General features: G+C 41.1%; 24 protein-coding genes. 15 read left to right on the top strand and 9 right to left on the bottom strand.

Going from position 1 to position 21,648, the window contains the following annotated elements; genetic code table 11:
* Nucleotides 1–22 precede the first annotated feature (22 nt).
* Together SAR02S_RS06930 and SAR02S_RS06925 are read left to right on the top strand one after the other, a co-directional pair.
* A complete protein-coding gene (locus tag SAR02S_RS06930; RefSeq protein ID WP_041958130.1) occupies nucleotides 23–697 on the top strand; it encodes an AzlC family ABC transporter permease in 675 nt (224 codons plus the stop codon).
* Nucleotides 687–1,010: a branched-chain amino acid transporter permease gene (locus tag SAR02S_RS06925; RefSeq protein ID WP_041958128.1), complete on the top strand. Its 324-nt coding sequence runs from the start codon at nucleotides 687–689 to the stop codon at nucleotides 1,008–1,010. Before SAR02S_RS06930 ends, SAR02S_RS06925 begins: the two co-directional genes overlap by 11 nt.
* Here SAR02S_RS06925 and SAR02S_RS06920 read toward each other — a convergent pair.
* The 6 genes from SAR02S_RS06920 to SAR02S_RS06895 all read right to left on the bottom strand — a co-directional run bounded on the left by SAR02S_RS06920 (nucleotide 1,007) and on the right by SAR02S_RS06895 (nucleotide 7,508).
* Nucleotides 1,007–1,345, bottom strand: coding sequence for a zinc ribbon domain-containing protein YjdM (locus SAR02S_RS06920; RefSeq protein WP_041958126.1), 339 nt, complete (start codon nucleotides 1,343–1,345; stop codon nucleotides 1,007–1,009). The two genes, SAR02S_RS06925 and SAR02S_RS06920, sit on opposite strands and share 4 nt — an antisense overlap.
* Nucleotides 1,346–1,412: 67 nt before the next feature.
* Nucleotides 1,413–1,895, bottom strand: a complete 483-nt coding sequence (locus SAR02S_RS06915) for a hypothetical protein (RefSeq protein ID WP_232294002.1) — start codon at nucleotides 1,893–1,895, stop codon at nucleotides 1,413–1,415.
* A 101-nt stretch (nucleotides 1,896–1,996) separates the two neighbouring features.
* Nucleotides 1,997–3,451, bottom strand: a complete 1,455-nt coding sequence (gene prpD / locus SAR02S_RS06910; RefSeq protein WP_041958124.1) for a 2-methylcitrate dehydratase — start codon at nucleotides 3,449–3,451, stop codon at nucleotides 1,997–1,999.
* Nucleotides 3,452–3,464: 13 nt separating this feature from the next.
* On the bottom strand, nucleotides 3,465–4,592 hold the full coding sequence (prpC, locus tag SAR02S_RS06905; protein ID WP_041958122.1) for a bifunctional 2-methylcitrate synthase/citrate synthase: 1,128 nt from the start codon (nucleotides 4,590–4,592) through the stop codon (nucleotides 3,465–3,467).
* 121 nt (nucleotides 4,593–4,713) lie between these two features.
* Nucleotides 4,714–5,592, bottom strand: a complete 879-nt coding sequence (prpB, locus tag SAR02S_RS06900; protein ID WP_304951736.1) for a methylisocitrate lyase — start codon at nucleotides 5,590–5,592, stop codon at nucleotides 4,714–4,716.
* A 5-nt stretch (nucleotides 5,593–5,597) separates the two neighbouring features.
* The gene (locus tag SAR02S_RS06895) at nucleotides 5,598–7,508 is read right to left on the bottom strand and encodes a propionyl-CoA synthetase (RefSeq protein WP_041958120.1); all 1,911 of its coding nucleotides are present in this window, start codon (nucleotides 7,506–7,508) and stop codon (nucleotides 5,598–5,600) included.
* A gap of 160 nt (nucleotides 7,509–7,668) precedes the next feature.
* Between SAR02S_RS06895 and SAR02S_RS06890 the strand changes: the two genes are divergently transcribed.
* The 13 genes from SAR02S_RS06890 (at nucleotide 7,669) to SAR02S_RS06825 (ending at nucleotide 18,387) form a co-directional block, all read left to right on the top strand.
* Complete coding sequence (locus SAR02S_RS06890; RefSeq protein WP_041958118.1) at nucleotides 7,669–8,619, top strand: hypothetical protein; 951 nt, start codon at nucleotides 7,669–7,671, stop codon at nucleotides 8,617–8,619.
* Nucleotides 8,620–8,709: 90 nt separating this feature from the next.
* Nucleotides 8,710–9,126 (top strand): DUF1924 domain-containing protein, encoded by a 417-nt coding sequence (locus SAR02S_RS06885; RefSeq protein WP_041958116.1) that lies wholly within the window; start codon nucleotides 8,710–8,712, stop codon nucleotides 9,124–9,126.
* An 11-nt stretch (nucleotides 9,127–9,137) separates the two neighbouring features.
* Complete coding sequence (locus SAR02S_RS06880) at nucleotides 9,138–9,593, top strand: diheme cytochrome c (RefSeq protein WP_041958114.1); 456 nt, start codon at nucleotides 9,138–9,140, stop codon at nucleotides 9,591–9,593.
* Complete coding sequence (locus SAR02S_RS13365) at nucleotides 9,590–10,693, top strand: cytochrome b/b6 domain-containing protein (protein ID WP_198133090.1); 1,104 nt, start codon at nucleotides 9,590–9,592, stop codon at nucleotides 10,691–10,693. Before SAR02S_RS06880 ends, SAR02S_RS13365 begins: the two co-directional genes overlap by 4 nt.
* Complete coding sequence (locus tag SAR02S_RS06865; RefSeq protein ID WP_041958112.1) at nucleotides 10,694–11,068, top strand: Spy/CpxP family protein refolding chaperone; 375 nt, start codon at nucleotides 10,694–10,696, stop codon at nucleotides 11,066–11,068.
* Nucleotides 11,065–11,736 (top strand): response regulator transcription factor, encoded by a 672-nt coding sequence (locus SAR02S_RS06860; protein WP_041958111.1) that lies wholly within the window; start codon nucleotides 11,065–11,067, stop codon nucleotides 11,734–11,736. The genes SAR02S_RS06865 and SAR02S_RS06860 overlap by 4 nt, the downstream gene beginning before the upstream one ends.
* Before the next feature lies 1 nt (nucleotide 11,737).
* A complete protein-coding gene (locus tag SAR02S_RS06855; RefSeq protein WP_041958109.1) occupies nucleotides 11,738–12,955 on the top strand; it encodes an ArsS family sensor histidine kinase in 1,218 nt (405 codons plus the stop codon).
* Between the two features lie 119 nt (nucleotides 12,956–13,074).
* Nucleotides 13,075–13,881: a hypothetical protein gene (locus SAR02S_RS06850; RefSeq protein ID WP_041958107.1), complete on the top strand. Its 807-nt coding sequence runs from the start codon at nucleotides 13,075–13,077 to the stop codon at nucleotides 13,879–13,881.
* A gap of 160 nt (nucleotides 13,882–14,041) precedes the next feature.
* The gene (locus tag SAR02S_RS06845; protein ID WP_041958105.1) at nucleotides 14,042–15,355 is read left to right on the top strand and encodes a DEAD/DEAH box helicase; all 1,314 of its coding nucleotides are present in this window, start codon (nucleotides 14,042–14,044) and stop codon (nucleotides 15,353–15,355) included.
* Nucleotides 15,356–15,370: 15 nt separating this feature from the next.
* Complete coding sequence (locus tag SAR02S_RS06840; protein ID WP_041958103.1) at nucleotides 15,371–15,844, top strand: hypothetical protein; 474 nt, start codon at nucleotides 15,371–15,373, stop codon at nucleotides 15,842–15,844.
* Complete coding sequence (locus SAR02S_RS06835; protein ID WP_041958102.1) at nucleotides 15,841–16,344, top strand: PaaI family thioesterase; 504 nt, start codon at nucleotides 15,841–15,843, stop codon at nucleotides 16,342–16,344. The genes SAR02S_RS06840 and SAR02S_RS06835 overlap by 4 nt, the downstream gene beginning before the upstream one ends.
* Complete coding sequence (gene recQ / locus SAR02S_RS06830) at nucleotides 16,345–18,135, top strand: DNA helicase RecQ (protein WP_041958100.1); 1,791 nt, start codon at nucleotides 16,345–16,347, stop codon at nucleotides 18,133–18,135.
* Between the two features lie 54 nt (nucleotides 18,136–18,189).
* Complete coding sequence (locus SAR02S_RS06825) at nucleotides 18,190–18,387, top strand: YwbE family protein (RefSeq protein ID WP_041958098.1); 198 nt, start codon at nucleotides 18,190–18,192, stop codon at nucleotides 18,385–18,387.
* 31 nt (nucleotides 18,388–18,418) lie between these two features.
* Here the strand turns inward: SAR02S_RS06825 and SAR02S_RS06820 are convergent, their stop codons facing one another.
* The 3 genes from SAR02S_RS06820 to SAR02S_RS06810 are packed head-to-tail and all read right to left on the bottom strand — an operon-like array spanning nucleotide 18,419 to nucleotide 21,540.
* Nucleotides 18,419–19,234: a phosphate/phosphite/phosphonate ABC transporter substrate-binding protein gene (locus tag SAR02S_RS06820; RefSeq protein ID WP_041958096.1), complete on the bottom strand. Its 816-nt coding sequence runs from the start codon at nucleotides 19,232–19,234 to the stop codon at nucleotides 18,419–18,421.
* Nucleotides 19,224–20,696: a sensor domain-containing diguanylate cyclase gene (locus SAR02S_RS13215; protein WP_052433557.1), complete on the bottom strand. Its 1,473-nt coding sequence runs from the start codon at nucleotides 20,694–20,696 to the stop codon at nucleotides 19,224–19,226. The genes SAR02S_RS06820 and SAR02S_RS13215 overlap by 11 nt, the downstream gene beginning before the upstream one ends.
* Nucleotides 20,680–21,540: a phosphate/phosphite/phosphonate ABC transporter substrate-binding protein gene (locus SAR02S_RS06810; protein ID WP_041958094.1), complete on the bottom strand. Its 861-nt coding sequence runs from the start codon at nucleotides 21,538–21,540 to the stop codon at nucleotides 20,680–20,682. Before SAR02S_RS06810 ends, SAR02S_RS13215 begins: the two co-directional genes overlap by 17 nt.
* Between the last annotated feature and the right edge of the window lie 108 nt (nucleotides 21,541–21,648).

Here is a 21,648-nt window from a genome sequence, read left to right as displayed (position 1 = left end):
CTTTACATGTAAAAGAAAACAGATGAATTTTTTGACAATTTTTAAACTCACAATCCCTGTTATGATGGGCTATATTCCTCTTGGTATGGCTTTTGGACTGCTGCTTTCAAAGCTTTTGATCCCGTGGTATTACGCCTTTTTTATGAGTGCTTTTATCTATGCGGGCTCGGGGCAGTTTTTACTGCTCACGCTTTTTGCTTCACAAGCGACTATTTTAGAGATTGGCATCGCCACTTTTTTGCTCAACCTTCGCCATACGTTTTACGGTCTTTCAATGATTTCGACCTTTAAAGGTTTTTCATGGAAAAAGCATTATCTTATTTTTGGTCTGACCGATGAGACATTTGCACTCTTGAAAACCAGTGAAGTGCCGGAAGTTAATCGCGAAAAAGCCTATTTACTGATTAGCGTTTTAAACCAATGTTATTGGATTATAGGAAGTGTTGTGGGGGCTATGCTTGGTAATATACTGCCCTTTAATTATGAAGGCATCGAGTTTTCATTGACAGCTCTTTTTGTGGTGCTTTCCATTGAGTTGTATAAGAAAAATAGACTGCATAAGCCCTTTTTTGTGGCACTCATTATTGGGTTGTTTGGCATGATTTTATTTCCACCGCAAAAGATGCTGATTTTATCACTTTGCGCCGCTGCATTTGTATTGGTTGTTTTTAAGAGGAGTATGGAAAATGGAAAGTAGTTACATCATTGGAAGCATTATTGTTGCCACTTTAGCGACATATGCTACGCGCATTATTCCGTTTTTACTTTTTCGTACCCGTGAACCATCGCCATTGATTAAGTACATTGAACTCAACATGCCTTTGATGATTATGGTCATTTTAGTGTTTTATGCGCTTAAAGATGTAAAGTGGGAAAGTTACCCGTATGGTTTGGCAGAAATCATTGGGGTTTGTGTTGCGATCGCTTTACATGTAAAGTTTAAAAATGCGCTTCTGAGCATTTTTATCGCAACACTGGTTTATATGGTACTTATTCAAAAAGTGCTTTAAGCCTTTTTAACAAATTCCGATTTAAGCCCCATCGCACCGATACCATCGACTTTACAGTCAAGATTGTGGTCGCTCTCATAGTTTAAACGGATATTTTTAACTTTTGTACCACCTTTAATCACCGCAGAAGAGCCTTTGAGTTTAAGGTCTTTTATGACCACAACGGTATCACCATCCGCTAAAATAGCGCCGTGTGCATCTTTGATGACAGATGTATTCTCTTCGTTTGAAGCAGCATTTTTAGACCACTCGTGGGCGCATTCAGGACAGATGATCATTTCACCATCTTCATAGGTATATTCACAGTTACATTTAGGGCAAGCAGGTAGTTGCATCGTATCTCTCTTTAGTTTATTTCCTATGAGTATGCCATTTCACGCCTCAAAAAGAGCTAAACAGCCACTAACGTCTTAGAAGATAGGGAAATTCTCGGTCTCTCTCATAGCGTTTAATTTTCTCTTCGTAGCGATCAATGGCAGTCACCATATCTCGAGCAAATTCGTAGTTGATGATGTAATCTTTTTGGTTTACATGTAATGTCTGCATTCCCTGTAATCCTGCATCATACATGAGAGCATCTTTGATGGTTTCTGCATTTCCATTGGTGAGACGACGAAGATCATGCCCCAAGCCTGTAACCCACATATCCATAAACTCGACTCGAAAGGGTAAGACTTTGCCCCACGTTTGCTCTACCAAAACAGCATTTTTAAGTGAGAACTCATGAAACATAATCGTATCTCGATCAGGATCATAGATAGCAATAATTTGGTTGGGTGCGGGACTTAAAACGGGGTTGATGGTTGCTAAATTAACCTCTTTTGGGGCACAACCACTGAACATAAATGTTGCAAACAGAAGGAGAGTCGTCATAAGTGTACGCATAAAAAGTCCTTACATGTAAAAACGAGATATGCTATTGTACATTAGAAATGTTAATAAGCGTTTGGGAAGAAGAAGCCCCTTTGAAAAGGGCTTCTTAGCGCTTAAAGTGCAAAGAGATCACTAAATTCGTTAAAATTCATGGCTTCTAGAGTTGCTTGATTTTCACATGCTCTTTCTATGGTTGCACACTGTTTTGGGCTGAGTCTTCCTGCTAGATTGTGTTTGAATTTTGAGATCAAAAGAGGAATGCCCTCGACGCGTCTTCGTTTATGTCCGATGGGGTACTCGACTTCGACTTTTTCGCTTTTGCTACCATCTTTGTAGAAGATTTGCACGGCATTGGCTATGGAGCGTTTATCGGCTTCAAGGTACTCTTTGGTGTAACGCGCGTCCACAACAACTTCCATTTTATCGCGAAGTTTATCGACACGAGGATCGTTTGCATAAAGATCTTCATAGTGTTCTGCTACTAAGGTACCATAAATCAGTGGAATGGCGACCATATACTGAATGCAGTGGTCACGATCGGCTGGATTTGCTAGAGGGCCTACTTTGTTGATGATGCGATGACCTGACTCTTGAGTGGTAATGACGATTTTTTCAATGGTATCAAGTTTCTCTTTGACTTCATTATGAAGTTTTACTGCACACTCAACCGCTGTTTGGGCGTGAAATTCGGCTGGGAAGCTGATTTTAAACAGCACTTGCTCCATCACGTAACTGCCAAATGGTTGTGGAATGGTGAGTTTCTTCCCGCCCATTTTGACATCCTCGTAACCCCAAAATTTTGCACTGAGAGCGGAAGGATAACCCATCTCGCCTGCGAGTGCTTTAAGGGCAAGATTCACACCACGACTGCTGGCATCGCCTGCAGCCCATGATTTACGAGAACCTGTATTGGGCGCATGGCGATAACAACGAAGTGCTCCACCATCGACCCATGCATGTGAGACAGCATTTCTGATCTCTTCAAACGTTCCGCCAAGCATTGCTGCAGCAACAGCCGTGGAAGCTACACGGACTAAAAGAACGTGATCCATACCTTCTTTGTTGAAGCAATTTTCAAGCGCTAAAATACCTTGAATTTCATGCGCTTTGATCATCGCAGTTAAAATGTCTTTGACTTTAAGGGGTGCTTTGCCCTCGCTGATATTGCGACGGCTGATGTAATCGCCCACCGCCCAAATGGCGCCTAAGTTATCGCTAGGATGTCCCCATTCAGCGGCTAACCATGTGTCGTTAAAATCAAGCCATCGTACCATCGCACCCACGTTAAATGCGGCACGCTCAGGATCGAGTTGGTACGAAGTACCCGGTACTTTTGCACCTAATTGTGGCATAGAAGCCCCTGGAACCACAGGTCCTAAAAGTTTGGTACATTGAGGAAATTTAAGGGCCAAAAGCCCACATCCTAGGGTGTCCATCAAACAGTAACGCGCTGTATCGTAAGCATCATCGCTTTTAATGGCAAATTCAGAAGCATAGCGTGCGATGTCCGTTAAAAGTGGATCAAATTCTGGTCGCTTGGTATCTAAAATACCCATATCTGTACTCATAGTGTTCCTTTAATTATCTGTTTTTAATGTCAACATAGGCTCTGTTCTCGGGTCCTATGTACTCTGAATTTGGGCGAATGAGTTTGTTATCACCGCGTTGTTCGACCACGTGTGCTGCCCAACCTGCTGTTCGGCTCATGACAAAGATAGGCGTAAAGTACGCTGTGGGGATACCCATAAAATGGTACGTTGAAGCGCTGTAAAAATCAAGATTTGGAAAGAGTTTTTTCTCATCCCACATTACTTTTTCAATGGCTTCTGAAATGGGAAAAATGTTTGTATTGCCCACATCGTCTGCGAGTTTACGTGACCACTCTTTGATAACGATGTTACGTGGGTCGTTGCTGACGTAAACGCGGTGACCAAAGCCCATGATTTTTGCTTTTGCTTCCAGTTTGGCATGAATACCTTTTGTCGCTTCAGAGGCAGTTTTATACTCTGAGATAAGCTCCATTGCCGCTTCATTCGCCCCTCCATGCAATGGTCCTCTAAGGACGCCAATAGCGCCTGTAATTGCGGAGAAGATGTCGGAGAGCGTAGAAGCGCCAATGCGTGCCGCAAAGGTTGAGGCATTAAACTCATGCTCTGCGTAGAGAATCAATGAGACATGCATCGCTTTGATCCACAGTTCGCTTGGTTGTTTGTTGTGTAGTTTTTCGAGGAAATAACCACCGATGGTATCTTGTGAACTGTTCGTATCGATCTCTTTGCCATTGATGTGGTAATGATGCCAGTAAAGTAAGATGGAAGGGAAAATGCCCATCAAACGCGTAATTTTTGCATCTTGATCGCTAAAATCATCGGCTTCTGGCTCTAAACAACCCAGTGTTGAACAGCCTGTGCGCATAATATCCATCGGATGAGCATTTTTAGGCAGTGTGCGAAGAACCACTTTGAGTGCTTCTGGTAATGCACGTGCTTTTATAAGTTCTTTTTTATAGGTTTCAAGCTCACTTTGCGTTGGTAAAACGCCTTTGGTTAAAAGGTAAGAGACCTCTTCAAAAGTTGCATTTTGCGCAAGATCGTAGATGTCATAACCTCGGTAGTTAAGCCCATGCCCCGTTCCTACGGTACAAATAGCAGAACGACCTGCAACAACACCTGCGAGTCCACCCGTTTTTTTCTTCTCTTTTGCTTCCATTTTTTATCCTTTATACTTTTCATTCTCACACGGTAAAGAAGCAAAGCTCCTTTACCTACGTTAGCCACTGGGGCACTGAAGCTTGCCAACGGTGTTGGCAGAAATGTTTACATGTAAACGATTATTTTTGATCTTTACATGTAAACAGAGCGTCTATTTTTTCTTCGAAAGCGTGGTAGTTCAACATGTCGTAAAGCTCTGTACGCGTTTGCATGAGCGGGATCGAATTTTTCTGACTGCCATTTTTCAAGATGTCTTTAAAGACGGTTAAGGCTGCTTGATTCATCGCACGAAAACCTGAGAGTGGGTAGAGCACCATAGAGATGCCAACGGACTCTAACTCTTTACATGTAAAGTAGGGTGTTTGACCAAATTCGGTGATGTTGGCAAGCACAGGTACTTTGATGATTTTGGTAAATTGTTTGTACTCTTCAAGTGTATGAATGGCTTCTGCAAAGATCATGTCAGCACCCGCTTCAACGTATGCCTGAGCACGTTCAAGGGCGGCTTGTTGACCTTCCATAGCATGAGCATCGGTGCGTGCCATAACGACAAACTCATCATCAATTTTGCCATCCATTGCAGCTTTAATGCGATCACACATCTCTTCTTTGCTGACAAGTTCTTTATTGGGACGATGACCGCAACGTTTTTGTGCCACTTGGTCTTCAATGTGACATGCCGCCGCACCTGCACGGGTAAGTTCTTTGATGGAGCGAGCGATGTTAAAAGCTCCACCCCAACCCGTGTCCGCATCGACTAGTAGAGGTAATGAGCTTGCGCTTGTGATGCGTCTAACATCAATGCAGACATCTTCTAGGTTAGTCATACCAAGATCGGGTAGTCCGATGCTGGCATTTGCAACGCCTGCACCACTGAGGTAAAGGGCTTTATGACCAACACGCTCTGCTTGCATCGCACTGTAGGCGTTGATGACACCGACGATTTGAAGCGGATGATTCTCTTTAACCGCTTTTCTAAAAGTAGCTCCTGCGCTGATCATACTCATTTTTTTCCTTTTTTAGGGATTGGGTATCCCAGTTTTTCGATTGATTTTTGAATTTCAGGTAGTACACTTTCATCTTCAATGGTGGAGGGAACACTCCACTCTTTACCATCCGCCATGGAACGCATGGTAGCTCTTAGTATCTTACCACTACGTGTTTTAGGAAGTTTTTCGATCACGGTAGCCAGTTTAAGTGCCGCAACCGCACCGATCTCTTCACGTACCAATTGCACCACACCATCAGCAATGGAGCGATGATCGCGCTCGATGCCATCTTTTAAAACGACAAATGCCATCGGCACTTCACCTTTAAGTTCATCATCCACACCGATAACCGCACACTCAGCCACATCGGGATGTTTGGAGATGACTTCTTCCATTTCACCCGTAGAGAGACGGTGTCCTGCGACGTTGATAACGCCATCCATCCTACCCATAACCCACACATAACCATCTTCATCGATGTAGCCGCTATCGCCTGTGAGGTAGTAGCCTGGGTAAAAGCTAAGGTAAGATTTTTTATAGCGTGTGTCATCCGACCAAATACTCATTAAGCATGAAGGCGGAAGAGGGAGTTTGAGTACCAAGTTGCCCAGTTGGTTTGGTTTACACTCTTTACCTTGTTCATCGAGGACTTTGAGGTTAAACCCTGGCATAGGCTTAGTTGGAGAACCCGCTTTTATAGGCATCGGATCAAGTCCCATAGGATTGGCGGCAATTGCCCAACCCGTTTCGGTTTGCCACCAGTGATCAATGGCTGGTTTATTGGTAATTTTAGTGATCCATTCAAGCGTATCGCTGTCACAGCGTTCACCCGCAAGAAAGATGCTTTTTAGGGAGCTGAGGTCGTATTTTTTAACCCATTCGCCTTGGCTGTCTTCTTTTTTGATCGCACGAAATGCGGTAGGTGCTGCGAAAAGAATATTGACTTTGTACTCATCGCAGACTCTCCAAAAAGCTCCTGGATTTGGCGTTCGTACAGGCTTTCCTTCATAAACGACGGTGGTACAGCCATTCATGAGTGGACCATAGACGATGTACGAGTGTCCTACGACCCAACCCACATCACTGGCTGCCCAAAAGACATCGCCCGGTTTGGCGTTATAAACATTGTCCATCGACCATTTCATGGCAACCGAGTGACCGCCATTGGAGCGGATAACACCTTTAGGCTTACCCGTTGTTCCAGAAGTGTAAAGAATGTAGAGAGGATCAGTCGCATCCACAGGGACACACTCGACCAAGCCTGCTTTTTCCTCTTCGACTTCCCAGTCAATGTCACGCCATGGAAGCATATTGGCTCTCTCTTGCGGACGTTGCCAGATAAGGCAGGTGGTTGGTTTATGGGTTGATTGTTTGATCGCTTCATCCAAAAGAGGTTTGTATTTGATGAGCTTACTGATTTCGATACCGCACGAGGCACTGATGATGACGCGTGGTTTGGCATCGTCAATTCGAGTGGCTAGTTCGTGCGCTGCAAATCCACCAAAGACAACAGAGTGAATAGCACCAATACGTGCACATGCGAGCATGGCGATGACTGCTTCAGGAATCATCGGCATATAAATGACAACACGATCCCCTTTTACCACACCTTTGTTCACAAGAATGGAAGCGGTTTTAGAGACTCTTTGACGAAGCTCTCTATAGGTATAAGTCTTTTTGGTATCTGTAACAGGTGAGTCGTAGATAATGGCAAGTTGGTCACCTCTACCGTTATCTATGTGCAAATCCAGCGCATTGTAACAGCTGTTCATGCACCCGCCAACAAACCATCTATAGTGGTTATCGACTACATCTAAGACTTTATCCCATTGGTGATACCAATGGACTTTCGTCGCCGCTTGTGCCCAAAATTTCTCTGGGTTTTCAATGGATTCTTTGTAGGTTGACTCATACTTCGATGACACGTGGATCTCCTATAGTACAAATTTTGAACAATTATATAACGACTTAAGGTTTAATTCAGTGTACTAGTTTTGATTTTTTAAAACAATTTTTAGACATAGATGCTAAACTCGTACAATTTTCATACAAAATGGATAAAAAAAGTACTAAAAGGTGAGCTCAATGTACGATAACGCCATCGATAAGATAGTTGCTATTTACAACCGTTCGGGACTGAGTATTTCTAAGTTTGCTTCCATCATTAACAAAGACCGCAGGACCTTGACCGCATGGATCGACAGGCTGGTCACCAAAGAGCCGTCTGCTGAGGTTAAAATCTCCATTTCAAAATTCTTTCGCTATCCTGCTACCATTTGGGAAAGTGAGTGTAACGGGGTTGATTTTGAAGATATGTTGGAACATATTCCTAAAGATGAGATACGCATTATCGATCAAGGGTATGAGGGTGGGCTTCGGTATATTTTAGATAAAGAGGCGCAAGATCGCTTTGTGATTCATCCGCAGTTTCCTGGGCCTGCGTATAGAGATAAGGTTGTGCCAACTCCCTATAAACGGGTTATTTCCGCCGAAGCGGTTGAACTTAAAAAATTGCGGTATGATCAGATTTCTAATTATGCGTTTGAATCAACCGAGTGGTACTCCATCGAATCACTTTTGCGTTTTTCTTTTTCACGTATAGGTAATTTTTACACAAAAAATGAAAAGATACAAATCTTAGAGCTGATGCACGATACCTTTTATGACAACTACAACAAAAGCCTCTATTTCTTTGACTCGCATTCTACAAAGGTATACGGGATGGATACAGCGTACATCTCCATCAATGTCAAACAAAATTTTATGTTTTTTAAAATGCCTATTGACTCGCTTATCGTTGAGATTCAAAACAAAAAGCTGATTTACCGTATGCATCGCTATTTTACTTCTGCTTCTCAAGCGCCAAACCATATTCTTCGAACCGATGCCGCAAAAATTCTTCGTATCATTAAAGGAGCCATCGTCTCCGACAAAACACTGATTGATTGTTACTATGACATCGAAAAGCAGACACCGTATGGGCCTCTGTTTTTAAACAATATCTCACCGTTTGAGCCGCGAACTGATCTTCTCTAAATCTTTACATGTAAAGAAAGTGTAAAGGAAACGTCAATCCTAAATTGACACTGTTATCCTAAGATTTCAGTATCAATTTAGGAGTTAACCATGAAAAAAACACTCTGTTTTATACTACTGACACTGACACTACTCAATGCCAAAGCGTTTAATGAGCCTATGCAAACCTACATGAACGAATTAAGCGCGGAAGCAAAAGCTCAAAATCCAAATTTTGCGGGCTTTGATGCCAAGCGTGGTGAGGCAATTTTTGTTTCAAAACACACGGGGAAAAAAGGAAGCGAGATGAGTTGTACCACCTGTCACTCAACCAATCTCAAAAACGGTGGGCAAAATGTCAATACCAACAAGCCTATCACAGCCCTTGCACCATCCGCAAATGCTGCTCGACTTACCGATGTTGCTGAGGTCGAAAAGTGGCTAAGACGTAATTTTAACGATGTGTTTGCGCGTGAGGGAAGTGCGCTTGAAAAAGGTGATGTTTTAACGTACATTATTAACCAATAAGGATATATACCATGAAAAAGATACTTTTAATCACAGCACTTGGACTGAGCCTCGCCTTTGCAGGCAGTGTCGCACCCGCTGATAATGCCCAGTACCAAAAAGAGTGTGCGAGTTGCCATTTTGGTTATCAACCCGCCCTTCTTAACAAAGCTTCGTGGGAAAAGGTAATGGGAAATCTCAGTGATCACTTTGGTACAGACGCCTCTTTGGGCAAGGTTGAGCGTGAGCAGATTTTGAACTATCTTGTTACCAACGCAGGAAGTGGTAAAATAACCGCTAACAATAGTTCTATGCAGATCACAAAGTCACCTTATTTTATGAAAGAGCATCGCAAAATTCCTGCAAAATTCATTGAGCAAAAAGAGGTGAATTCAATCGCTAATTGTCTAGCGTGCCACACCACAGCAGATAAAGGTAATTACAGTGAACGTGCTATTGTAATTCCAAATTACGGGAGATGGGAATGAAAAAAATCTTAGTCTGGGGACTTTACACACGCGTTTCCCATGTCATGCTGATGGTCATGATGCTGGCGGTTTTTCTCACACCTGAAGTCAAACGACTCCTTACATTACATGTAGCGCTGGGATACACACTCGCACTGCTTTTCCTCTTTAGAATTCTTTGGGGTTTTATGGATGTGAAGTATTCTCAATTTAAAGATTTTAATTTTAGTTTGATGGCTCTTAAAGCATATATGCTCGCCATTTTTGGCAACAAAAAAGAGTACATAGGACACAATCCAGCATCGAGTTATGCCATTATCGCGATGATTGTTTTGACTTTTTTAGCCGTTATCACCGGTGCTTTAACGTACGGTGTGAAAGAGGGCATGGGCGTGTTTGCTTTTATGAACCATACGCTTTTTCGCGATATGAAGCTTTTCAAAGAGGTACATGAGTTTTTCTCTAACGCGCTAATGGCAGTTATATTTGCGCACATCGCCGGTGTTTTGGTTGATAAAATTGTGCATAAGTCATGTGCCTTAGAGTCAATGGTGGATGGTTATAAGCTAGGCGACGAAGAGGGTTTGAAACTTACACTGTTGCAGAAAATATTTGGTGTTTTAGCGCTTGGTTTTTCTATTTTTGCATTTATTTATATGCTATTTGCTCCCAATAGTCTTTTGATCGCCGATGGTAACCCGAAAATGGACTATACCAAAGAGAATGGAGCGTTTTACAAAGAGTGTATCAGTTGCCATACACTCTATCCTCCCTTTTTACTGCCACAAAAGTCGTGGGTGAGTATGATGGACACATTGGAAAACCATTTTGGAGACGATGCCTCTTTGGATGTAAAAACGAACGAATCTATTAAGGAATTTTTAGTGAAAAACAGCGCAGAGTCTTCCACTAAAGAGTCTTCTTTACGTATTCTAGCAAGCTTGAAACAGGAGAAAACTTATCTTGCTATCACCGAAACGCCTTTTTGGAAAAATCGCCACAAAAAGATCGATAAAGCTGTTTTTGCACAAAAAGAAATCGGAAAACCATCCAATTGTAAGGCATGCCATGATAATATTGAAAATGGCTTACTTAACAATAGAGACATTAAAAGGCTGTAAATGAAACTACTACTACTCTTTTTACTTGCATTTTCATTGTATGCCGGTGATGGTAAAAAAGAGCATCACCTTAGCAAAGATCTCTCTTCTTTGGAATTGACCTCTGAGCAAAAAGAGATTGCAAAAGGCATTATTAAACAGTTTCGCATAGACATTAAAGCCTTTCGTGAGTTTAAAGAGAAGATGGAAGATGAAAAAGAGAGTTTAGTGATGCGTGAGGTTTTAAATGAAGATGATTTGCAGAAAATCAACCAAGCGATCAGCCAAAAAGCCAGTACAATCGAGAGTCGTTTTTTAGTGCAAATGCACAACCTTTTAACCCCAGAGCAACGCAAAAAATTTGCACGCAACCTTGAAGAGTGGGAAGTCGAATGAGCGAGAAAATTTTACTCATCGAGGATGATTTGGAGATGCAATCTCTCATTTGTGAGTACCTTCAAAATTATGACTTTGAGGTTCAAGCTTACGATAAACCCAAAGAGGCGCTCTCTCATCTGAAAGAGAGTCCCACACAATATAAAGTCATCGTTCTTGATCTTATGTTACCTCAGATGGATGGCTTTGATGTTTGCAAGGAAATTCGTTCTTTTAGTGATGCGCATATTATTATCTCTTCCGCACGTAATGAACTCAGCGATAAAATTTTAGGCTATGGTGTAGGCGCGGATGACTACCTCGCGAAGCCGTATGAACCCAGAGAATTGGTGCTTAAAATCAACTCCTTTTTACGCAGAAATACTCTCTCGAAAAAGTGCGTGGGTGATTTTGAGATCGATGAAGCGAAGATGGAAGTCTCTTTGGAAGGCTATCTTTTAGATTTGACGAAAATCGAATTTGACATCTTGCTTCTTTTACTCTTCAATCAAGGTAAAGTTTTCTCTCGCGAGGTGATTTTCAACGCCATCAATGGCATCGGTTACAACTCAAAAGATCGCACGGTTGATATGCACATCAGTAACCTACGCGCCAAAATAGGCGATGATCCCAAAAATCCCAAGTACATTAAATCGGTTTGGGGTATCGGTTATAAGTTGGTAGGCTAGAATGTCCATTTTTACCAAACTTTTTCTACTCTTTATCGTCAGCCTCTCTTTGATGCTCTTTGTCTCGCGCGAAACCAGCCAACTGACCCAAGCTAAAATTGAGATGCTTTTAAAAGAGAAGTACCTTCAAGCCTCAACAGACCTCTTTCGCGACCTTGCCAATAATGACCAAAATGCTCTGACAAAGAGACTTCAATCCTTAGATTTTGAAGTGATTTCTAGTCCGCAAAGTGTGTTAGAACTTTCAAAAACAGTGTATGAAAAAAACACCTCTTTTGGGGAGATCAAAATTCTGATTGATCCAAAAGATAGGTATTTTTTGCTGATGAGTTATTTGGATGAAAGTTTACTGGTGCGAGATAGGGGACAAGATGAGAGCATTTTAGGGCAAGGCATAGTGACGTATCTGATCTTTGCCGATATTTTTGTGCTTGTCCTTACCTTTTTGATGATTATGAAGCTTATTTTTCCCCTCAAACAGATCGCTTCAACGCTTCAAACCTTTGGTGAAGGTGCTTTACATGTAAGAATGAAACGCTTTGGTTCCAACGAGCTTGGAAAGCTCTCAGACACCTTCAATGCGATGGCTTCCAACATCGAAGCGCTTATTCTCTCACGTCAACGCTTGCTTCGTGACATAGGACATGAACTAAGAACGCCTCTTGCCAAATCCAAACTTGCTTTGGAAATGCTAGGCGAGGGGAAGTATCAGCAGAGTCTTAAAAAAGCGATTTCGCAGATCGATGAACTGACCAAAGAGCTTTTAGATATTGAGAGGCTTAATGCCAATATGGAACAACTTAACCTTACGCGTTTCGATGCCGAAACACTCATCTCAGAGTCCCTTTCACGCGCACTGATTGATGATGAAAGCTTGGTGGAGCTTCACATCGAAGAGAGTTTTGAAATCAAGGGTGATCTCAATTACCTCTCCATCGCGCTTAAAAACTTAATCGATAATGCCCTAAAATACGGCATTCAAAAGCCTATCGTCATTGAAGTAAAAGAGCACACGATTAGCGTTAAAAGCAGAGGCGAAGCACTCGAACACACTTTGGATTATTACTGCGAACCGTTTGCCCAAGGTGATGATGCTAGAGGCGTGGAAGGATTTGGACTGGGGCTTAGTATTGTCAAAAAAATCGTGCAAAAACATGGGTTTGGATTTGAGCTTACATGTAAAGAGGGGTTGAATAGTTTTTCAATACGTTTTACATGAGTTTCATTGTGCTTATTGATGGAGTTGATAAATGAAAGTTAAAAGTTTAGCCCTGACCCCTTATTTTCTTGGTGGGAATTATGCGTTAAAACTTTAGCTTTACATGTAAAGGAAAGAATATGGGGCTAATAATTTTAGTTGTACCGCTTATTATCTATTATTCAATAGTTGTACCTCTAGTGAATAGAGGTATTATCGAAGAAATCGAAAACCAACGTAAAAAAGCTATTTTCTTTTGGTTATTAGTACTTTTTCCTATAGGCGACCATATTGTAGGATATGTCGTTTATAAAGCTTTGTGCTTTAGTGTCGGTGGTATGCATATCTATAAAACAGTTACTAATGTAGAAGAGCAAAGGGCGTATTGGTTTTATGAGGGATTGAATGTATTTAATAATTCCTATAATGATGAAGAATATAAATATTTGGAAAAAAATAGTCTTGTAAAAAGAGGTATTTGTACCAATTTAGTAAAAGATGGCACTGTTGGAAATCGTGTTTGTGCAAAAGATGGTTTTAAAATAGTCTATCTCAATTATTGCATCGACACCTACAATACCCTTCCAAAAGAGCATGAAAACTACAAAAAATCATGCACCAATGCCGACGAGCTTATCGCGCAGTACCACTTGGAAAATGTAATCAAAGTGCCTAAGAGTCAATATAGTGCATCTATGAGTTGGATCACTTTGCTTCCTCTTTCAATTACAATAGATACAAGAACCATGAAAGACACAAAAACACAAGAGATTCTTGGCAAAAATAGAGAAATAACCTTTTGGGGTGGTTGGTTCTTCAATATAGCTTGGTCTATGTTTGGACACAATAAAGGGACAAGTTATGGAGCGATATTTGAAGATGATTTTAAACAAAAAATCATTCCTAATCCATATAAACAACAAACTAATCAAGGAATAGCAAAATGAAAATAAAGGGGACAGGCTACTTTAATGAAATTTGGCAATAAATCTTTTACATGTAAAGGCAGCAATAGCTTTAGCATTCAGATGCCTTAAACAAGGGCAGTTCGATTCTTTAAATAAAACTTAGATACAATCGTGTCATTAAGATAAATAAAGGATAGAGATGTTATTTGAAAAGCTAGGCTTGATTGCACCAATACAAGAAGCAGTAACTGAACTTGGGTACACAAAACCAACGCCTGTGCAGACAAAGGTCATCCCTTTGGTATTAGAGGGTAAAGATGTTATGGCAACGGCACAAACGGGCACGGGAAAGACGGCTGCGTATGCACTTCCACTCTTACAAATTTTGAGCAAAAAAACACAAAAATCAACCACGAAAAAAGTCGTTCGTGCGCTTATTTTAGTGCCGACTCGTGAGTTGGCATCGCAAGTTAATATGAACGTGCAAGAGTATGGTAAAAACCTTGAGTTAAATATTGGGGCGATTTACGGTGGTGTGAAGTTTACACCGCAAGTGAAGAGGTTAGAAAAGGGCATTGATGTTCTTATCGCCACACCTGGAAGGCTTCTTGAGCATATCAAACTGGACAATGTTGATCTCTCTCGTGTGGAGATGCTTGTCTTCGATGAAGCCGATAGAATCCTCGATATGGGATTTTGGGATGAGGTTGAGACATTGCTTTCACTTTTACCTAAAAAACGTCAAACCCTTCTTTTCTCCGTGGGTGTTTCAAAGTCGGTCAAACGCCTTTCCGAAGTGAGTCTGAAAAAGCCCATCACTGTGGCTATTAACAACCAAGGTGAATTTGCCAAGAATGTACAACAAACCATTTACGTGGTGGACAAAGAACGCAAATGCGAGATGCTTTCTTTCATGATCGGTACTGAAAACTGGCATCAAGTTTTGGTCTTTACCAAAACGAAACAGAGTGCCGATGAAGTGGGCGATTACCTCAGTAAAAGTGGCTTAAAAACATTGGTATTGCATGGTGACAAAGCACACTCACAACGCACCAAGGCGGTTGCGGCATTTAAAGAAAATTCCATTCGTGTGCTTGTAGCAACAGACATTGCTTCTCGTGGTCTTGACATCGAAGATTTACCTCATGTCATTAACTATGAACTCCCAGGCGATGCGGAAGATTACCTACACCGAGCAGGACGTACGGGTCGTGCTGGTAAAGAGGGACGGGCGATTTCGTTTGTCTGCCAAGAAGAAAAATTAAGGTTAAAAGAGATTGAGAAGATCTTAAAATACACGCTTAAAACAGAGTTCTATCCCGGTTTTGAGACTAAAGAGTGGGTTGATAAAGAGTCAAAGAAACATACGATCAAAGCGAAGATTGATCGTGATAAAGCCAATAGAAAACCAATGAGTCTTCGTAAAAAACGCGAAGAGATCAAAGCATCAAAAGCTAAAAAAGCGGCTAAAACATCGTGTGGTGTTGGTGCTAAAAATTGTAAAGTAAAATAAGTAAAAGGCGAATACATGATGGTTGAAATGCAAAAATTGCACTATTTTAAAGAGTTTATTGAGAAAGAGGAAAACCCAATCGGGAAGAACCTTTATGTGATGGTATTGGCAGTCGAAGCGTACTATGAATTTGTCGCAGAAGTGCTCATCCCTGGTACTTCTCGTAGCATGACACAGTTTAAATTGCTGGAAGAGTTGAGAGCGTTAAAGGTTATCAACGAGCAAGAGTTTGTCATTATGAATGAGACGAGAAAACTTAAAAATGAATTGACACACCGTTTAGATTATCAGGTTGATTTGAAATACGTCTATGATTTTTATAACAACTGTACGGTCAAAGATAAAATTGTTCCAGAAAATAAAGAAGATCACAACGAGCTTGAAGCCGCTCTTTTGGATGCGCTTTTAAAAAGCTATAAAATTGTTGATCTCAAACTTTACTCCAAAGTGCGCAAAGAACTTGAAAAGGTGCATGGAGTAGGGGAGTGAAATTTAAAGTAACGGGGAAACAGCACATTTCCAAAAACTGTTTGGTGTGTGGTGTAGAAAATCCTTGTGGTTTGAAAACCAAATTTTACGAGCTTGAAAACAAAGAGGTTGTGGCGTATTTTACGCCCCATACCTACCTTCAAAGTTACCCTGGTATTTTACATGGTGGCATTTCCGCGACGATTCTCGATGAGACGATCGGTCGGGCGATTATGGCGTATTATGGGAAAGAGAGCTTTGGTGTGACGATAGAGCTGAATTTAAAATATAAAAAGCCCGTTCCTTTGGATGTTGAACTCAAAGTCGTGGGACGTATGACGAGCGATAAAGGGCGTATTTTTGAAGGCACAGGTGAGCTTATACTTCCTAATGGCGAAATAGCCGTCACCGCATCAGGTCGCTATATGAAGCGTAATGTTACACAAATCGTTGAAAATGATTTCATAGAAGATGAGTGGTTTGAGAGCGATGGAAAAGATAAAGACGAGATAGAACTGTAGGTGGATAAAAAATACCAAATTCTCCAAAGTGTCTTTGGACACCACCATTTTAGAGCCAATCAAGAAGAGGCAGTCAATGCGATTTTAGAGCGCAGAGACATTATGATGATCTTACCTACTGGGGCTGGAAAGTCACTCTGTTATCAGCTTCCATCCTTAGTGATGGAAGGCATGAGCGTGGTGATCTCGCCTCTTTTAGCCTTGATGCACGACCAAATCACCGCACTCTCTGCCTTTGGCATTAAAGCTTCCATGATCTCTTCGATGCAGTCACCTTCCGAGATACAAGAGACGATGCAAGCGTGCCGAAATGGTGAGCTTAAACTTTTATATGTCGCACCTGAGCGCTTAAAAGGTGAGTCGTTTTTAAACTTCTTACAAACCCTTTCCATCAATTTTTTTGTCATCGATGAGGCGCATTGTGTGAGTGAGTGGGGGCATGAATTTAGAGAAGATTACCGACAACTGTTTCGCCTCAAACACTACTTTCCCAATACTCCCATTGCGGCTTTTACGGCTACGGCGACGAAAATCGTTGAGCATGACATTCTTCATCAGTTAAGTCTTGTCAATCCTTTAATCATTCGTGCGAAAGTGGAACGAGACAATCTAACGATCAAAGCAGAGTATCGCAATGCCAATGGACGCGATCAGCTTCTCGGTTTTTTAAGTGCATTTAAAAATGAGAGTGGCATCATCTATACCTTGAGTCGAAAAGATACCGAAAGTTTAGCGCTGTTTTTAGGAACGCACAAAATTCTCGCACGTGCTTACCATGCCGGACTTCCCACTGAAGAGAAAAATGAGACCTTTCGCGCATTTTTAAACGATGAGATTCAAGTTGTTGTGGCAACCATAGCATTTGGTATGGGCATCGATAAGAGCAATATCCGTTTTGTAGTGCACATGTCACTGCCTAAGACCATTGAGAACTATTACCAAGAGATAGGGCGTGCAGGGCGTGATGGACTGCCGTCTTCGACCTTACTTCTCTTCTCAACGTCCGACATTGTAGAACATAAACGTCGCATCGGCGAGCAACCTGCATCTGAGTATCAAAAAGTAGCCTATGAAAAACTGGATGCTATCGCCAAGTTTGCCGCATCTCAAGTGTGTCGACACCAACAGATTGCGACTTATTTTGATGATACGATTTCTCTGTGTACAACACGTTGCGATAACTGTGTGGATGGCGAAAAAGAGAGTGTGGATATCTCGCATGAAGCACTCAAACTGCTATCGAGCGTGTACCGAACGGGGCAGCGTTTTGGACTGCAATATGTGGTCGATGTTTTAATGGGTGCAAACAGCGAAAAGATAGAGCAAAATGGGCATCAAAGTCTCTCTGTTTTTGGCATCGGCAAAGATAAAACGAAAACCCAGTGGCTAACCATTGGTGACAGACTCATGGAGCTTGAAGCACTCAAAGTAGGAGAATATCGTGTGGTGAGTTTGAGTGAATACGGCGCTCAGATGATTCGAGAGCGTTTATCTGTCAGCATTCATGCCAAGCGCTTAGAAGAGCGCAAAAAAGCTTCTAAAAAAGCGAGTAAGGTTGCTAGCGGAGCGTTTGAGCTCTCCACATTTGAGCGTTTACGCACCCTTCGTTCAGAGATCGCCAAAGAAAATGGCATCCCTCCTTACGTGGTTTTTAGTGATAAAACACTTAAAGAGATGGCGGAGAAATTGCCGCATGATAAAGAAGCAATGCTCGATGTGAGTGGTGTGGGTGAAGTGAAGTTTGAGCGGTATGGCGAAGCCTTTTTGGAGCTGTGCGCCAAGCTCTCATAGGCTTTACATGTAAAGAAAACGGTATAATATAACGATTACATGTAAAGGATAAACATGAGTGCAGGACAGAGTCGAAGTAACATCCACAAAGGTGTTAAAGTACAAATTGTTTTAAAAGAAGATCAACGTAGTGGCAAGCTCACAGAGGGTGTGGTTAAAGATATACTCACAAACTCATCCAATCATCCACATGGCATCAAAGTACGTTTAGAGAGCGGTGAAGTTGGGCGTGTGAAAGAGATCATTCTCTAAGATTTTCACGTTTACATGTAAAAAGATAAAATCATTCCAATTGGTTGAGTTTATCGTAAAGAAAAAGAGGTTTTTCCCCAAATCCCGCAATGCTAGAAGGCTTTGATTGGGTAGAATGAAACTTCAAAAGAAGATCGTGAATTTTTGATACCAATGCTTTATCGAGTCGTTTGGATGCGACCATCGCATCGTAAGGTATCTCTTCCGAGGTAGCGAGAATGCGAATTTTCTCTTGCTTCTCTTTTGCAAGTGTCATATACGTGCCCTCGTAAAATGCCCCTGCATCGATTGACTTTTCCAAGATAGCTTCAATAATCTTAGAGTGCTTTTTCAACATATACACTTTTCCAAGATCTTTTTGGGGATCAATGCCATTTTGGCGCATCAAAAGGCGAGGGTAAAAGTAGCCTGATGTTGATTGTGTATCGGTAAATCCAAAGCTTCTGTGCTTTAAATCGCTCATCGTTTGGATGGAACTCTCTTTGTGTGTGACGATCAAACTATGATAGGTACATCTTGCATGCTCTTGGTCATCATTGATTTTGAATGTTGCTAAGTAATGTGTTTGCATCCCTTTTTGTCGGGAGGTGGCAAAAAGCTTTGGAGAAAGCGAAGCAATATCAATATGCCCTTCTTCTATCAGTGTTAAGAGGTGATTGTAATCTTTGGATACCACGAAAACAATCTCTTTATCAAGCTCTTTTTCGAGATACGCAATGAGTTCAGCATGAATCATGTGCAGTTCGGTAAGACTTTTATAGGGATTGACACCAAAAACAATTTTTTCATTGGCAAACAGTGAAATACAAAGTAATAAAAGGGTTGATAAAAGGCGTTTAATTTTCATATTCAACCTTGTTTCGACCATTGTTTTTAGCACGATAGAGTGCGTGATCTGCACGTCTTAGAATGCTATTAGGCGTATCGTTAACGCGGTATTCTGCAACTCCTAAACACATCGTAACACGTTGTGGGTAGTGCTCAAATTGGTAATGATAAATTTTTGAGCGCAACTGTTCTGCCATAACCAACGCACCTTCTAAATTCGTTTGAGGTAAAATCAGTAAAAACTCTTCACCACCCCAACGCCCTAACATATCACTCTCTCGAATCACCGATTGCATAAGGTTTGCTGTATGAATTAAAACGTGGTCACCTATCTCGTGGCCATAGGTGTCATTAATGACTTTAAAACGATCAATATCGAGCATCACAATTGAGAAAAAGTTTCCTCTGTTACTTTCTTTGAGTTTTTGTTCCAAATACTCTTCCAATTTACGTCTGTTGGCAAGGGCTGTAAGTTGATCGGTACTGCTTAAAAGCTCGAGTGCATTTTGGGTGTCTGAGACTTTTTGACTCATATTAAAAAGTGCTTCGGCAATTTTTTTGATTTCTGTGGTCGGTTGCTTGTGTATGGAGAGTTTTATTTTGCCAATGACATCTTTTATATCAAGGCGATCTTCATAAAAATCAATCAAAACTTGCGCCAATGTTTCATACTCTTTGAGGTATTTTAGCAGCGTAAAATGTAAAGCAATCACAAGAACAATCAACGCAAGTGCAATGCCAAGAAAAAAATTGGTACGGGCTTCTTTGAGTGCAAGAAGTTCTTTCTCTGAGGTTAAGCCGATGCTAAAGGTTGCATCGTTGATGCTTCCTGATTGCAACATCAACGATAATGAAGAGGCGTTGATGAGCGTTCTCTCTTTGGCGGTTGAGATGCTTTGATGCTCTGATTGATAGGCGAGGCTCATCGTTGTTCCTTCAACCAAGGAGGAGAGAAATTCATGGTCAATCACCAAAGCCACACTGATGATACCTATAGGTTTTTCTCCATACTGTTTGACGCGCTCAGTATAGACCAAACACTCTTCTCCATCGACACGATCTATACCCAAAAAAGTGTTGTTCAAAAGAGCTTGTTGTGTGTAAAACTGTTTGGAGATATCATCTGCGAAACGAAATTCTGCTTCCCCTCGGCTGATCACTGTACCATCTAAATCTATAAAATGAATTTTATCAATGGACGAAGAGAGAAAGAGTTTACTCCAATTGTAAAGCATATCGGTGTCATTACTGAGAATTCCCGTAATGACTTCTTGCGAATTGATTAAGATATGAGCTGTTTTTTGAAGCTCAATCAGTTTTTCTTCAAAGCGCTTTTGAATCATCTCTATTTGGATGAGATTTTTTTGATCAAATGCCTTTTTTTGAGTGAGGTAGAGTGATTGAATTTGATAAATGCCAAAAATAAAAATGGCAACAATTTGCAGGGTAGTGAGGAGTAGAATTTTATCGTAAAGTTTCATAGATAGGCACTTTAAGTGTTTTTTTGAATGTATCGTAAAAGTGTTCATCTTTTTTCACAAAGCCTGCACTTAACCACCCTAGATGCTCTTCAAAAGCTTTGTTGGAAGGTGCATCTTTGGGAATATTTTCAAGAAGTTTTGAGATGCGTTGGGATTCTTCAATCGAAACATTTTCAGAAGCGACGATGGCATCAAGGGGAATGGGTGCGGAGGAGGCAAGAATGTTAAATTTGTCACCATACTTTTCACGAGCACTGTAGTATGTACCATCGGATATTGCACCAATATCAATAGAATGATTGATCAGTGCTTCAATGACTTTGTCATGCTTTTTAAGAAAAAAAACTTTTTGAAAAAAGGTATAGGGATTGAGGTGATGATCTTCAAAAATCATCATCGGATAAGCATAACCTGAGGTTGACTCTTTATCGGTGAAGGCAAAGTGTTTTCCTTTAGCATTTTCAAGCGTGGTGATGTTTGTCTCTTTCAGTGCGATAATAAACGACCGATAATAAGGGGTAATTTGACCACTTTTAGAGTTTTCAAGGTAGGTGACAAGGTAACGAAGTGAGGGCTTTTTTTCTTTGAGTAAAACAAAATTTTTGCTATTGACCCATGCAAAATCAACGCTTTTTTCTTCAATACGCTGTGTGAGTTCATCGTAATCTTTGGTGACAATAAGTTTAAACGTATCGCCACTTTGCTCGCTTAGATACTCCATTAAAGGCGTTACCGCTTGTATGATTTTTGTTGGGTTGTTGGAAGGGTATATCGCAAAAATATACTCTTTAGCATGCACAGTGTTCAACAGGAAAAGAGAAAGAAAAAAGAGTTTTACAAGCATGGAGTTCTCTATACAGAATATATTTTATTACAGATACAATAGTATCATAGGATTATGAGGTAACTTCTTAATTAATCCCATATTTTACGCTTTTGCCAGCTTTAAAGT

This window comes from Sulfurospirillum arsenophilum NBRC 109478, from assembly GCF_000813345.1.
GTDB lineage: Bacteria > Campylobacterota > Campylobacteria > Campylobacterales > Sulfurospirillaceae > Sulfurospirillum > Sulfurospirillum arsenophilum.
The sequence above is the reverse complement of the archived record's forward strand: the minus strand, read 5'-3'. Positions and strand labels throughout refer to the sequence as shown.